The organism is Enterovirga sp. CN4-39, assembly GCF_049446235.1.
Taxonomy (GTDB): Bacteria; Pseudomonadota; Alphaproteobacteria; order Rhizobiales; family Beijerinckiaceae; genus Enterovirga.
The window spans coordinates 434,274-448,283 of sequence record NZ_JBMSEF010000001.1; the positions used below are offsets into that span (position 1 = coordinate 434,274).

The 14,010-nt window shown below is 67.9% G+C and carries 11 protein-coding genes; 5 read left to right on the forward strand and 6 right to left on the reverse strand.

What is annotated here, in order from left to right:
* Positions 1-22: 22 nt before the first annotated feature.
* Both bluB and ACO2SS_RS02200 read right to left on the reverse strand, forming a co-directional pair.
* On the reverse strand, positions 23-652 hold the full coding sequence (bluB, locus tag ACO2SS_RS02195) for a 5,6-dimethylbenzimidazole synthase (RefSeq protein ID WP_423275911.1): 630 nt from the start codon (positions 650-652) through the stop codon (positions 23-25).
* 10 nt (positions 653-662) lie between these two features.
* On the reverse strand, positions 663-2,084 hold the full coding sequence (locus ACO2SS_RS02200) for an NAD(P)-binding domain-containing protein (RefSeq protein WP_423275912.1): 1,422 nt from the start codon (positions 2,082-2,084) through the stop codon (positions 663-665).
* Between the two features lie 343 nt (positions 2,085-2,427).
* Between ACO2SS_RS02200 and ACO2SS_RS02205 the strand changes: the two genes are divergently transcribed.
* Positions 2,428-3,543 (forward strand): GNAT family N-acetyltransferase, encoded by a 1,116-nt coding sequence (locus ACO2SS_RS02205; protein ID WP_423275913.1) that lies wholly within the window; start codon positions 2,428-2,430, stop codon positions 3,541-3,543.
* 34 nt (positions 3,544-3,577) lie between these two features.
* Here ACO2SS_RS02205 and ACO2SS_RS02210 read toward each other — a convergent pair whose 3' ends face one another.
* Complete coding sequence (locus tag ACO2SS_RS02210; RefSeq protein ID WP_423275914.1) at positions 3,578-4,756, reverse strand: FAD-dependent oxidoreductase; 1,179 nt, start codon at positions 4,754-4,756, stop codon at positions 3,578-3,580.
* Positions 4,757-5,181: 425 nt separating this feature from the next.
* On the opposite strand from ACO2SS_RS02210, the gene ACO2SS_RS02215 reads away from it, so the two are divergent.
* Positions 5,182-6,018, forward strand: a complete 837-nt coding sequence (locus tag ACO2SS_RS02215) for a universal stress protein (RefSeq protein ID WP_423275915.1) — start codon at positions 5,182-5,184, stop codon at positions 6,016-6,018.
* 8 nt (positions 6,019-6,026) lie between these two features.
* On the opposite strand, the gene ACO2SS_RS02220 is transcribed toward ACO2SS_RS02215, so the two are convergent.
* The 3 genes from ACO2SS_RS02220 to ACO2SS_RS02230 all read right to left on the reverse strand — a co-directional run bounded on the left by ACO2SS_RS02220 (position 6,027) and on the right by ACO2SS_RS02230 (position 9,263).
* Positions 6,027-7,010 (reverse strand): zinc-dependent alcohol dehydrogenase family protein, encoded by a 984-nt coding sequence (locus ACO2SS_RS02220; RefSeq protein ID WP_423275916.1) that lies wholly within the window; start codon positions 7,008-7,010, stop codon positions 6,027-6,029.
* A gap of 88 nt (positions 7,011-7,098) precedes the next feature.
* The gene (locus ACO2SS_RS02225) at positions 7,099-8,436 is read right to left on the reverse strand and encodes an NRAMP family divalent metal transporter (RefSeq protein WP_423275917.1); all 1,338 of its coding nucleotides are present in this window, start codon (positions 8,434-8,436) and stop codon (positions 7,099-7,101) included.
* Positions 8,437-9,023: 587 nt separating this feature from the next.
* Complete coding sequence (locus ACO2SS_RS02230) at positions 9,024-9,263, reverse strand: biotin/lipoyl-containing protein (protein WP_423275918.1); 240 nt, start codon at positions 9,261-9,263, stop codon at positions 9,024-9,026.
* Positions 9,264-9,499: 236 nt separating this feature from the next.
* On the opposite strand from ACO2SS_RS02230, the gene ACO2SS_RS02235 reads away from it, so the two are divergent.
* The 3 genes from ACO2SS_RS02235 (at position 9,500) to ACO2SS_RS02245 (ending at position 14,010) form a co-directional block, all read left to right on the forward strand.
* The gene (locus tag ACO2SS_RS02235; RefSeq protein ID WP_423275919.1) at positions 9,500-11,356 is read left to right on the forward strand and encodes a PHA/PHB synthase family protein; all 1,857 of its coding nucleotides are present in this window, start codon (positions 9,500-9,502) and stop codon (positions 11,354-11,356) included.
* An 8-nt stretch (positions 11,357-11,364) separates the two neighbouring features.
* Positions 11,365-12,774: a bifunctional enoyl-CoA hydratase/phosphate acetyltransferase gene (locus ACO2SS_RS02240; protein WP_423275920.1), complete on the forward strand. Its 1,410-nt coding sequence runs from the start codon at positions 11,365-11,367 to the stop codon at positions 12,772-12,774.
* Positions 12,775-12,846: 72 nt separating this feature from the next.
* The gene (locus ACO2SS_RS02245; protein ID WP_423275921.1) at positions 12,847-14,010 is read left to right on the forward strand and encodes an acetate/propionate family kinase; all 1,164 of its coding nucleotides are present in this window, start codon (positions 12,847-12,849) and stop codon (positions 14,008-14,010) included.

The window sequence follows — 14,010 nt, forward strand, 5'->3', positions numbered from 1 at the left end:
GCCCGGCGCGGAGTGGGACGTGTCACCGCCTGATGATCACCGCATCGGGGTCGCGGCGTCGCTCCCAGCCTTCGCGCTCCAGTTCTGGCACGAGTTCCTGCGCGGCCGGGTAGCCGAGGCAGAAATAGCCGATCAGATTCCAGGACGGCGGGACGTCGAGGGCGGCGGCGACCTCCGCTGGATCCAGGATCGAGATCCAGCCGAGGCCGATCCCTTCGGCCCGCGCCGCGAGCCAGATCGTGTGAACGGCCATCACAGCCGAATAGGCGAGGGTGGCCGGCATGGTGCGGCGACCGAGGCCGTGGCCCTGGGGCGGATCGGGATCGACAAACACTGCGAACTGGCACGGCGCCTCGTCGAAGCCGGCGAGCTTCAGCCGGGCGTAGAGGGCGGCGCGGTCCTCCGACTGCGACTGTAGCGCATCGGCGTTGCATCGCTCGAACGAGGCCCGGACGGCGGCGCGGCGCCCGGGCTCTTCGACCACGACGAACCGCCACGGCTCGCTCAAGCCGACCGAGGGCGCTAGGCAGGCAAGCTGGATCAGGCGCTCCAGGGTGCCGTCCGGGAGCGGGTCCGTCTTGAACCGGCGCACATCCCGCCGCCAGGCGATCAGCTGCGCGAGGCCATCTCGAAAGTCCGTGCCGAACTGCATGGCAGCACCTTCAGAGGGCAAAGAACGGCGTGGTCTCGAGTTCCGGCTCGGCGAAGGCTTCCAGCAACTTTCGCTGGTGATCGAGGTCCTCGCGGAACAGCGCCTGCGCGACGCCGACCGCGAGCTTGTTCGCGCCGATCTCGACGCCAGGGATATCGCCGGAGAGCTGGCGATGGCTCAGATGCGCGGAGTAGTTGAACAGATGGATGCGGGACAGCGCCGGGCTGCTACCTGGCGTCTTTCCGACCAGTTCGAACGCCCGGCCGAGATAGGGGAACCGCGCGAGGGCCGGACGCCGGAGTTCCTCGGGCGGGTCGTAGCGGTCACCCCACGTCGCCGCCTCGCCCGCGACCGCGCGCAGTTCGGGCGTGGCCGCGAGATCGACCCTGAAGCCCGTCCCGACGATCAGGAAGTCGGCGAAGGCGTCGGGCCGCCCATCGATGCCGAGCCGCACGCCCGACCCGCCGAGGACGGCTGAGGTGATCGGTGATCCGAGGTGGATGCGGAATTGCTCGTGCCGGATCGTCCTGTGCACGGTCTCGTGCGGGGGCGGCGCCTGAAGATCCTCGAGATAGACGCTGAACGCCCATTTCTCGGCATCGTCGAGCGCCTCCCAGCCATGGTACCAGCCCGGATTGGCGGTGCCGCGGCTCTTGTTAACCTGGGGCAGGACCTTGCGGCGGACGTACATGTCCACTGCCCCGGCGCCAGCCTCGAGCGCGGTCGCAGCGTTGTCCCAGGCCGAGGCGCCCCCGCCCAGGACCGCGACCTTCCGGCCGCGGAGCCTCTCGAAGTCGATCGGGTCAGCGGAGTGCGCGGCAAGGTCGGGGAAGAGCGAGGCATCGACGAAATCGGGGATGAAGCCGCCGCCGATCCCGCCACGTCCCGTCGCGAGCACGAGGTGCCGGACGAAGCGAGTGCGGTCTCCCTCGGGGCCGCGCAGCGAAACCTGGAGCAGGTCGTCGGCAGGCTCGACGCTCACGAGTTCCATTTCGTTCGCCACCGGAAGCGCGAGAACCCGGACCAGCCAGCCCAGATACTCCGCCCAGACGGCATTCGGGATCTTGTAGAGCGCTTCCCAGCCGGCATCGCCCTCCCGGGCCTCGTACCAGGCACGGAAGGTGAGGGTTGGGATGCCGAGCGCCGGCCCCGTCAGGTGCTTCGGTGAGCGAAGCGTCTCCATGCGGGCGAAGGTGGTCCAGGGACCCTCTCGGCCGGCTGGCGCACGGTCCACCAACTCCAGGTGGCGCACGCCAACGGAGATCAGGGCGGATGCCGCAGCGATGCCGAGCATTCCCGCCCCGACGACGAGCACGTCGAGCACCTCCGAGCCGTCGGGCGCGGTGACGCGGGCAGGCCAGTTCGCAGGGGGGAAGTTGAGACGCGCAAGGTCGGCCCGCAGGCGGCCTTCGAGCGCAGCAAGGCCGCTCATGGGTGGGTCATCTACCCGGCAAGGGAACGGGGGAAAAGGGGAATCCGACGCCCCGTCCTCCACGTGTCGACAAAGCCGCCCGAGAGGCCTGATCGGCGCTCCGTTCCGGCCAGACCTAGGCGCAGGAAGTAGTCCCGACAAAGCACGAGGGAAACTGCCCCGCACCTCGGAATAGCCGCCGAGACCATCCGCCATGCACACGGGCGGGGCGGCGGGGTCGGGAGGTACGTCCAAGTTGAAGAAGCACCCTCGACCGCCCTGTGATGAAGCTTGAAGGTGGGGTGCCGCCAGTCGGCGCCGTCGGGGACATCCCTTGGGCAGGCACCTGATTCCGGAGAGCTGCGTGAGCGACGTGCAGCACGAGATCCTCGAAGCGGACCAACTCCCTCAGCTGCGAAGTGATTGGCTCAGCCTGGAGGGGTCGGCCACCGGCTTCCAGACCTATGATTGGTGCCACGCGTGGGTGAAGGCGGCCGGCGAGGCCGGTAGCCCGGAGAGCGTCCGGATCCTGGTTCAGAGAGTGGCCGGGAAGGTGGCGCTGATCTGGCCGATGGCCATTCGGCAGCTCGGACCCTGCCTCATCCTGCATACGCTAGGGGAGCCCGCGACGCAGTACAGCGAGGTTCTGATACGCGACGATCCCCAGGGCCAGGAACTGCTCGCACTGGCCTGGGCGGCCATCTCGTCATGGAAGGGCATCGACGCGATCGAGCTGCGCCGCGTGCGTCAGACCTCCAAACTGTCGCAACTGGAGGCCCTGCGCCGTTTCGAGGCTCCCGGATCGCTCGAGGCGGCCCCCTATGTCGATGTCTCTGGAAAGGCCGGAGGAAGCGCCATCGGGCAGCGGACGGGCCGATCCCGGAACGCGCTCCGCCGCCATGAGCGCCTCCTGTCCGAGCACGGGGAGGTCCGGTTCGAAATCCTCAGGGGCCCGGAGGATCAACTCGGCGCCTGTCGCGAGGCCCGGATCCTCAAGGACAGCTGGCGCGCGCGTAAGATGATCGTCACCGCCGGTTACGCGCACCCGGCCAGCCAGGGCTTTCTGGAAAGCCTGGCCGAGCAGGGTCAGCTCTGTGGGGCGAGGCTGCGGGTGGGCGAGGACACCGCGGCGATCGAGATCGGGATGGTGAGGAACGGCGTCTACCTGTCGCTGGTTCAGAGCTACGACGAGCGCTTCTCCCGCCATGCTCCCGGCCGGATTCTCTTCTGGCGCTTTCTCGACGAGTGCCCGAAGCTCGGCATTACCGTCTTCGACTTCCTTGCTCCGGCGACCAGGCACAAGCAGGAATGGTCGGAGGAGGCCGTCGCCACGCGGGACTACTTCGTCCCGATCTCCAGGCGGGGGCGCGTCGCGGCCTACTACCTCTCCCACACGAAGCCGGCCCTCAAGCGGATCTATCTCAGGCTTCCCGGATGGGGGAAGAAGATCGCGGAACGGTCCCTGCTGCGATTGAGCTGAGTGGCAAGCCTGCGCGGGCGCGCCGGCGCCCCTTCTATGCGGACTTGGCGAACCTCTCCGGCCGGTTCGGCGCTCCGGGCCTGAGCCGACGGAGACCTCGAAGCATCCGCTTGGCGACACGCGACACGAACCGTGCCCAGTGATGCGCGTGCGATGCGGGGCCGGTGTCGGTCGCCAGCCACCTGAGCCTGGACGCATAGGCGAGGGAGGCTTCGTCGCAGGCACGCTTGAGCGGATCGGCGTAGAAGGCCGCGATCTTGCCCGATGACATGCCGGGGCTCGCCAGCCAGCCGGGAACATGCTCCCGCAGGCGCTCGACATCCGTCAGGACCTTGAGCGTCCCGGTGCCCGTCGCCGGGCAGGGCACCGCGAACGCGTCCCCGATCGCCACGACCCCGTCGGCCTCGACCTTGCGCGTCGTCTGGAGGTCGGTCGGCCGGATCTTCACCGGTCCGACCACCTGATAGGGCCCGGTCAACCGCGCGAGGCGCGGCAGCAGAGCCTCGAGGGCCTGCGTCGGGTCTTCCCGAAACCTTGCCACCCGCGGGTCCTTCAGCGGCATGTACAGGAAGAGATTGGCGCGCATTGTCCGCTCGAGGCGGAAGAGCGTGATGTAGCCGACGTCGTCGCCGACCCGCTCCGCATTGTACTGCAGGCCCTGGAAGGCGAATTCGAGCCCGTCCCTACGCTGGAGGTCGAAGCCGAGCGTGATGGAGTGGCACTTGCGGAGCAACTCGCGCTCCATGCCGAGCTTCTCGAGCAGGGACCAATTCAGCCCGCTGGCCATGACGACCAGGCGCCCCTTGATCTCGCTCCCATCGAGGAGGCGTACGCTTGGCGCCGTAGCGCTCGGCTGGATCTCCTCCGCCCAGGAGACGTACCTCTTCACGGCGTTCGGAACCTGCGCCCGAACCGCGTTGACGAGGTCTTCGTAGCGGAAGCTGCCCTGATGGAACGGCACCTTGTCCAGGAGCCATCCGAAGCGGGCTATCCAGAGTTCCTCCATATGCGTGGAGATCCTGGAGACGCATTCGGACAGACCCAGCCGACGAAGAATTTCGAAGCGGTAGCCCTCGAGCTTTTCGCACCGGAAATCGGTGGGGTATTTCTCGTGCGGATCGATGAGAGCCACGTCATAGCCGGCCCGGCCAAAGACTGTCGCTACGAGGGCGCCGGCAAACCCGCCCCCGACGACGATGATCTCTGCTTCCATCAAGGTTTTGGCTCTGAGGCTGATCGAAGAGAGACAATCCGAAACAGCATCAGGTTGCCGGATTGACTGGCGAGGGGAGTGTTTGGAGCGGGTGGGTCGGTGCCGCCCCGACCGCCAGACGAGGGGGAACCTCGTCGTCGCCTGCTTCACCCGCGTTGGATCAAGGATCCTATTCTCGCGGCAGCCCCACAACTTGTCTGGCGAGGTAATCCTCCGCGCCGCCTTCCGCGAAAGCTCATCCGGCGTAGGGCCCGATCGCGTCAGCTCCTCGGGTGGCGCCAGGGCTCCGGACGGGCGAGCAGCCCGTCCGGCCGCATCGGGCAGCCGCAGCCTGCGGAACGCAGGCCGGGCGAACCCACTTGATCCGTCTCAATCTGCCGAGCCGCGGGCACGATAGCTTAGCGGCAGGATCTGGGGGATTGCTCATGGCCATCGAGGGTTTGAAGAACCTGCTTGTCGGCTTCACCAAGGACGATGCGCGCCCGAGTTGCGCGGCCGCCTATGCCATCTCGCTCGCCAGGCAAGCCGGCGCGCACCTCACGATCCAGGGTCTATCTGCGCGGATCGTCGTCGCCGCCGTGGTTGCGACCGAGTTCGCGCAGGGGCTCGTCGCCGACGACAACCAGCGTCGCCTCGCATTGGCGGAGGCTGCCACGGACGCGGCGCGGCAGGACGCGGCGGCGCAAGGCGTCCCCTGCACGAGCGAGGCGATTCAGCTGCCGCTGACCGATGCCGCGTCCGCGTTGGGTCGGCGGGCGCGCCTGCACGACCTGACGATCATGGACGGGCCGGAGGACTTGTTGTCGTTCCCGAGGGCGATGGTCGAGGAGGTGCTGTTCACGAGCGGGAGGCCGGCCATCATCCTTCCGAGGGGAGCCGAGTCGTTCCAGCCCGGTCACGTTATGGTGGCGTGGGACGGCAGTGCCGCGGCCGCCCGGGCGGTGAACGAGGCGATGCCATTTCTCAGGGCCGCGGAGGAGGTCAGCCTGGTTGCGGTGGCCGAGGCGAAGAAGGAGGCCATGATCCCAGGCTCCGAAATCGCCCCCCACCTCGCGCGACACGGGGTGAATGCGACAGTGGTCGATCTCCAGCCCGGCACGCGCGATGTCGCGACCGCGCTCCGCGAGCAGGCGCTGAACCGGCGGACGAGCCTCATCGTGATGGGCGCCTTCGTCCATTCCTGGTGGCGCGAGGTCACGCTCGGGGGTGTGACGGAGGCCTTCCTGGAGAAGCCGCCGGCACCTCTCTTCCTGGCCCATTGACGGCAGCGCTACGGAATCAGGACGGCGGCGCCGATGAGGCGACCGTCGCGAAGGTCGGATAAGGCCTCGTTCGCCCGGGACAGCGGGTAGGGCACCGTCTGCGTCCTCACTCCGGCTTTGGGTGCGATGCTCAGGAAATCGAGCCCGTCCTGCCGCGTGAGGTTCGCCACGGAGACGACCTGCCGCTCCTCCCAGAGGATGCGGTAGGGAAAGCTCGGGATGTCGCTCATATGGATCCCGCCGCAGACGACGCGGCCGCCCTTGCGGACCGCCCGTAGCGCCGCCGGCACGAGCGATCCGACCGGAGCGAAGATGATCGCCGCGTCCAGGGGGGAAGGAGGCGCCTCGTCGGACCCTCCCGCCCAGGCTGCGCCGAGCGAGCGCGCGAAGTCCTGCGCCGCGTCGTCGCCCGGCCGCGTGAAGGCGAAGACGCGGCGTTCCTGCCACAAGCAAACCTGCGCGATGATGTGGGCCGCGGCGCCGAACCCGTAGATCCCGACCGTCTCCGCATCGCCCGCAGCCACCAGGGAACGCCAACCGATCAGGCCGGCGCAGAGTAGCGGCGCGGTCGCGACCGGATCGTCGAAGCCGTCCAACGGGAAGGCGAAATGCGCGTCCGCGACCACGTGGGTCGCAAAGCCGCCATCCCGCGTGTAGCCGGTGAAGAGCGGCGCATCGCAGAGGTTCTCCCTGCCGCCGGCACAATAGGGGCAATGCCCGCAGGTATGGCCCAGCCAGGGCACGCCGACCCTCTGGCCGAGCGAGAGCCCGGCAACGCCCGCTCCGACGGCATCGATCCGGCCGACGATCTCGTGGCCCGGTATGATGGGAAGCTTCGGGTTGGGCAGGTCGCCATCGACGACGTGCAGATCGGTGCGGCAGACCGCGCAGGCCTCGACGGCGAGGCGGATCTCGCTACGTCCAGGCGCGGGCAGAGCGAGCTCCTCCATCCGGAGAGGCTGGCCAAGGGCGTGCAGGACCATGGCCCTCATCGAAACCTCCGCTTTCCCAAGCAGGTCTGCCTTCCCCCGCCCGGGACCCAGCGACAATGCGCTGACAGCGGGCCTCGCCGCGCAGCGATCAAACGGCCGCGGCGACCATCGCGCAGGTTGCGAGCGCCATCACGCCCGTCGAAACCCAACCGAGCCACTTGAGAACGCCCGCAACGGCGAACCGCCCCATCACGTCCTGGCGAGTACTGAACAGCATGATGATCGCCATGACGGGTACGGCGGTGACGCCGTTGATCACGGCGCTCCAGAACAACGCCTTGATCGGGTCGATCCCCGTGAAGTTCATCGCCATCCCGACGAGGGTGGCGAGGCCGACCGTGCCGTAGAAGGCCTTCGCCTCGTTCCAGCGTCTGGAGTACCCAGTCGGCCAGCGCCGGGCTTCACCGAGCGCATAGGCCGCCGAACCTGCCAGGACGGGCACTGCCAGCAGGCCCGTCCCGATGATGCCGAGCGCGAAGACCGCAAACGCGAACTGCCCAGCGATGGGCCGCAAGGCTTCAGCGGCCTGAGCGGATGTCTGGATCTCCGTGATGCCATGGGCATGCAGGGCCGCGGCGGTCGTGACCATGATGGCCAAGGCCACGATGTTCGACACTCCCATTCCGACGAGCGTATCGATCTCGATCCGGTGGAGCGCCACTTGCCCTTGCTCGGGAGCGTCGAGCAGGTCCTTGCGGTGGGCGTATGCGCCGATCTCCTCGACCTCCTCGGCGGCCTGCCAGAAGAACAGGTAGGGGCTGATCGTCGTGCCGAAGACGGCAACCACCGTGGTCAGGTAATCCGCCGAGAACGTGATCTGCGGCCAGAAGAGGGATGCCGCAAGCGCCCCCCAATCCACATGCACGGTCACCAGGGCCGCGAAATAGGTGAAGAGGGCGAGCGTGAGCCACTTCAGTACGGCGACGTACCGCGAATACTGAAGAAAGATCTGCAGGTACACGCAAAGGCCTGCGAACAGGAGGATGTAGGGCCAGCGCGGGCCGGGAGCCAGCAGCGTCACAGCATCGGCCATCGCGCCGAGATCTGCTCCGAGATTAATGGTGTTCGCCGTGAGAAGGAGCAGGACGACCAGCTGGAGCAGCCAGTTCGGATAGTGCATGCGCAGCACGCCGGCGATGCCGTGGCCCGTGGTGCGTCCGACCCGGGCGGAGATCATCTGGATCGCGGCCATGAGCGGGTACGAGAACAGGAGAGTCCAGGAGAGCTGGTAGCCGAACTGCGCCCCGGCCTGGCTGTACGTGGCTATGCCGCTCGGATCGTCGTCGGATGCGCCGGTGATGAGGCCGGGACCGAGCACGCGGAAAAGCCGCGGCCGGAAACGCTCGATGGCAGGGGAGGGCCACTCGGGATCGTCGAGTTCCGCCCGATCCTGTTCGGCCTCCTGCTTGTCTCGGCCGTCCTGCATCGGGGAACCCTCCGGGACAGGGGCACTCAGTGCTGCCGGCAATGCCGGAGGAAATTGCGCCGGAGTTGCGGCCTGGCTCTCGTCGATAGGCCCGTCCTCCGCCTCGGTCTGGAGATGTGTCCCATGGACAGCTGCCGCGCCTCCAGGGCGTCGGCGTAGTGCGTCCAGTCGGCGACCCCGCGGCTGCGACAAAACGCGGCGACCGCCTGCTGGCAGGCTTCCCGATCGTTCCTCGCCTCGAGTTGGACCTGCCACTGGCACGCAAGATGATCGTGGCCCTGATCATCGGGTACGGACTTCAGGAGCCGCAGCTGGAAGATCGGCATAGAGGCCTCCAAGGCTTGCCGGACCAGTCTGAGGCGACAGAAAACCCGCGCCTTGCGCGAGATCAACCGGAAGTTGGTCCAGGAAGGCTGCGGGTTCTGGCCAGACAGGCAACCGGAGGCGACGCTCCACTCGGGGGAAGGCGGAGGCTCTGATTGAGCCCGGCAAACTCACGCCGTGGCACCGAACGGACAGGAAGGAACGGCTCTGTCTCGGTACAGAGCCGTTCGGCGGTGATCGACGGCGCTAGGGCAGCGATGCGCTCACGCCGAGAGTTCTGCGATGAGCGATCCGGGCTCGACCATGCTGGATGCCGCCATCGTCGTCCGCAGGAGCCCGCCGGCGGGTGCGCATATCTCGTGCAGGTTCTCGCCGACCCGGATCATGGCGATCGGCTGCCCCTGGGTCACGCTCGCTCCATCGGAAACGAGCCAGCGCTCGAGGATCGCCTCCGGCATGAGGCTGGTCGACCAAAGATCGTCGGGCACGCGGATGTCGGGCATGCTGGTCTCCCTTGTGAATGGAGGACTGACGGCCACCGCGGAGGATCGTAGCAGGCGCGGCGTCAAAATGTCCTTCGCCTTGAGGGCGGCGACGCGGGTTTTCATTTGAGCTTCCGCCTTCGTGGCCCGGCGGACCCATGGGGAGCCTAGGTCCGGCGGCGCGACATGCCTTGATCTGAGTCACAACACCTCGAACCAGGCAGCCTATCTGGCGACCGGGACAGGAGTTCAGTCTGATGCAGGCGAGACCGAGTGCCGTAGCTCACCCCCAGCCACTCCCGGATTCGAACGTCGTGGCGCTGCGGCCGAACGGTCAGACGCCCCGGGAAGACACGTCGAAGCCGGTGCGAGGTCTCGACGATCGCTCGCTCGTCCAGTTCGGAAACTCGATCGACAATGCGGCGCATGCTGCTCTCGCGCGCCTCACCGGAGGGCTCTCGCCGGCAGCATTGGGCGGCGCCTATCTCGACTGGGCGGTCCATCTCGCCTTCTCGCCCGGCAAACAGACCGAACTGGCCGTCAAGGCCCAGCGCAAGTGGATGCGGCTCGCTCATTACGGGCTGTCCTGCTTCCTCGGCGGCGGGACGGCCGAACCTTGCATCACGCCCCTGCCGCAGGACCGCCGGTTCTCGGACCCGCTCTGGCAGACCTGGCCGTATAACCTGGCCCACCAGGCTTTCCTCCTGAACCAGCAATGGTGGCACAACGCCACCACCGGGGTCGCCGGCGTGACCCAGCCGCACGAGAACCTGGTCGAGTTCGCGACACGCCAGGCGCTCGACGTCTTCTCCCCCTCGAACTACCTGCTCACCAATCCGGTCGCGCTGGACGAGACCGTCAAGACGGGCGGCAGGAATCTCGCCGTAGGCCTCAAGAACCTTGCCGAGGACCTCGAGCGGGAAATCCACGGCCGCGGGCCTGCCGGAACGGAGGCGTTCCAGGTCGGGAAGGACGTCGCGGTGACACCGGGCAAGGTCGTGTACCGGAACCGCCTGATCGAGCTCATCCAATACGCCCCCGCCACCGAGGCGGTGCGGCCCGAGCCGGTGCTGATCGTGCCCGCCTGGATCATGAAGTACTACATCCTCGATCTTTCGCCGGGGAACTCGCTCGTCCGCTACCTGACGGAGCAGGGGTTCACGGTGTTCATCGTGTCCTGGCGCAATCCCGGCCCCGAGGAGCGCGATCTCAGCTTCGACGATTACCGGACGCTGGGCGTCATGGCGGCCCTGGATGCGATCGCTGCCATCGTCCCGGGCCGAAAGGTGCATGCGACCGGATACTGCCTCGGAGGCACGCTGCTTTCGATCGCAGCGGCCGCGATGGCGCGGGATGGGGACGACCGTCTCGCCACGATCAGCCTCTTCGCGGCCCAGCAGGACTTCACCGAGGCTGGCGAACTCACGCTCTTCATCAACGAGAGCCAGGTCAGCTTCCTGGAGAGCCTGATGTGGGCGCAGGGCACGCTCGACTCGGCCCAAATGGCCGGGGCGTTCCAGCTCCTTCGCTCGAACGACCTCATCTGGTCGCGGGTGGTGAATACCTACCTGATGGGCAGGCGACAGGGGATGACGGACCTCATGGCCTGGAACGCCGATGCGACCAGGATGCCCTACCGGATGCACTCGGAATACCTGCGCCACCTCTTCCTCGACAACGACCTCGCGGAAGGCCGCTTCAAGGTGGATGGCCGCGCGGTCGCGCTGACCGACATCCGCGCACCGATCTGTGCGGTGGGCACCGAGCGCGACCACGTCGCGCCGTGGCGGTCCGCCTTCAAGGTGCACCTCCTCACGGACACGGAGGTCACCTTCATGCTGGCGAGCGGAGGACATAACGGCGGGATCGTCTCCCCGCCCGGCCGTTCCGGCCGCTTCTACCGCGTGCTCACGAAGGGCGCCCACGACCGGTATTCCGGTCCTGACGAGTGGCTGACCATCGCGCGACGGGAGGAGGGCTCCTGGTGGCCGGCATGGGCGTCATGGCTCGCGGAGCGGTCCGGCGAGCCGGTCGCGCCTCCCACGATGGGTAGCGGCGACGGGCGATATGTGCCCCTCTGCGACGCCCCGGGAACCTACGTTCTCGAGGCGTGAGGTCTCACATGGCGCTCAACTACGTCGAGAACCGGCTGTTCGGGGAGATCTCGGTCGGCGACCACGCCAGCCTCGTTCGGACGCTCAGGCCGGAGGACATCAGCCTCTTCGCCGTCGTGTCCGGGGACGTGAACCCCGCCCACCTGGACGCCGATTACGCGGCGACCGACATCTTCCACGGCGTCGTCGCGCACGGGATGTGGGGCGGATCCCTCATCTCGGCCGTTCTCGGAACCGAGCTCCCGGGCCCGGGCACGATCTATCTCGGCCAGACCCTCAAATTCGTGCATCCCATCAGGGTCGGCGACACGATCAAGGCGAGCGTGACGGTGCGGAGCAAGGACGAGGCCCGGTCGCGGCTCGTCCTCGACTGCCGGTGCGAAAACCAGGCCGGGGAAGCGGTCATCCTCGGCGAAGCGGAGGTGATCGCCCCCACGAAGAAGGTTCGTGTCCCGCGCGTGTTGCTGCCGGAGGTGCACCTTCATGAGCGTGCTGCCCATTACGCGCGCCTCCTGGAAGCGGCGCGAGGCGCACCACCGATCCGTACCGCCGTCGTCCATCCCTGCGATGCGCTGTCCATCCGGGGCGCCCTGGATGCCGCCGAGGAGGGGTTGATCGTGCCGGTCCTCGTCGGGCCGCGGGCGAAGATCGAGGCGGCGGCCAAGCAGGCAGGCATCTCACTCGGCGCGTTCGAGCTGGTCGAGGCGCCGCACAGCCACGCCGCCGCGACCGCGGCCGTCGCTCTCGCGCGCTCGGGCAAGGTCCAGGCGCTGATGAAAGGGGCCTTGCATACCGACGAGGTGATGGGCGCGGCCGTCGCGCGCGAGGGCGGGCTCAGGACCGAGCGGCGGATGAGCCATGTCTTTGCCTTTGACGTCCCGAACTACAGAAAGCCCCTCTTCATCACGGATGCGGCCGTGAACATCGTGCCCACCCTCGAGGAGAAGCGCGATATCATCCAGAACGCGATCGATCTCTGCCGGGCGCTCGGCATCAGCGAGCCGAAGGTCGCGATATTGTCGGCGGTCGAGACCATCTCGCCCAAGCTGGGTTCCACGGTGGATGCAGCCGCGCTCTGCAAGATGGCCGCCCGCGGCCAGATCACCGGCGGGCTGCTCGAAGGCCCGCTCGCATTCGACAATGCCGTCTCCCGCGAGGCCGCTGCTACGAAGGGCATCGTGTCCGCTGTTGCAGGTGATGCGGATATCCTCGTCGTGCCGGACCTGGAGGCGGGGAACATGCTCGCGAAGCAGCTCATCTACCTGGCGGGCGCGGATGCGGCGGGGCTCATTCTCGGCGCCCGCGTTCCGATCATCCTCACGAGCCGGGCAGACAGCCTCGAGGCCCGGATGGCGTCGTGCGCGCTGGCGAAAATCTTCGTCCAGCGCCAGATCGAGCCGCTGAAGCTCGAGGTGTGATCCGGGGCCGAATCCTCGTGCCCCGGGCGGCTACCCAGTGCCGGTGCTGAAGGCGCGGCGAGGAGATCCCCCATGAGCAACGCGATCCTCGTTCTCAATGCGGGGTCCTCAACTGTGAAATTCGCGCTGTACGAGGCGGAGACGCTGCAGCCGCTGTGCCGGGGCGAGATTGACCGGGTGGGGGCGGATTCCCGCCTGCACGTATTCGGCCCGCAGGCTCGCTCGTTCGAGGCGGTGCCTCCGCCTCCCGTAGGCGGCGACCACGAGGATGCGGCGGCCTGGCTCCTCGACACGATACGGCACGAGCCCCAGTTCGCCCTGAAGGCGGCGGGCCACCGGGTGGTGCATGGCGGGCAGAGTTTTGGGACGCCGGTCCTCGTCGACGATGTCGTGGCGGCAGAGCTGGCTGAGCTCATCCCGCTTGCGCCGGCTCATCAGCCGCACAACCTCGCCGCCATCCGGGCGGTCGGGCGGGCCTGGCCGGGCCTGCCTCAGGTCGCATGCTTCGACACGGCCTTCCACCGCACCCAACCTCGCCTAGCCCAGCTCTTTCCGATCCCGCACGAACTCACGGCGGAGGGGATGCTCCGTTACGGCTTCCACGGCCTTTCGTACCAGCACGTCGCGGAGGTCCTTCCCGGGCTCGCGGGAGAGCGGGCGAAGGGCAGGGTGATCGTCGCCCACCTCGGTCAGGGAGCGAGCCTCTGCGCCATGAAGGACGGCCGGAGTGTCGCCACCACGATGGGGTTCACGGCGCTCGATGGCCTGATGATGGGAACCCGCTCGGGCGCGGTCGATCCGGGGCTCGTGCTCCACCTCATCCGGGAGCGGGGGATGGAACCGGCCGCAGTGGCCGAGGTCCTGAACAAGAAGTCGGGGCTCCTCGGCGTCTCCGGGGTGAGCAGCGACGTCCGCGATCTCCTGGCGACCTCCGATCCCCGCGCCGCCGAGGCGCTCGACCTTTTCGCCTACCGGGCCGTTCGCGAGATCGGATCGCTCATGGCGGCGCTCGGGGGGCTCGATGTCCTCGTCTTCACGGCCGGCATCGGCGAGCACGCGCCGGCCGTCCGGGCGGGAATCTGCGCGGGCCTCTCTTGGGCGGGCGTGGTGCTGGACCCCACCCTCAACGAGGCTGGTCAGGGCCGGATCAGCGCAGGTTCCGCGCCGGTCGAGACCTGGGTGGTGCCGGCCAACGAGGAACTGCCTATCGCCAGGGCAACCCGCGCACTCATCTGA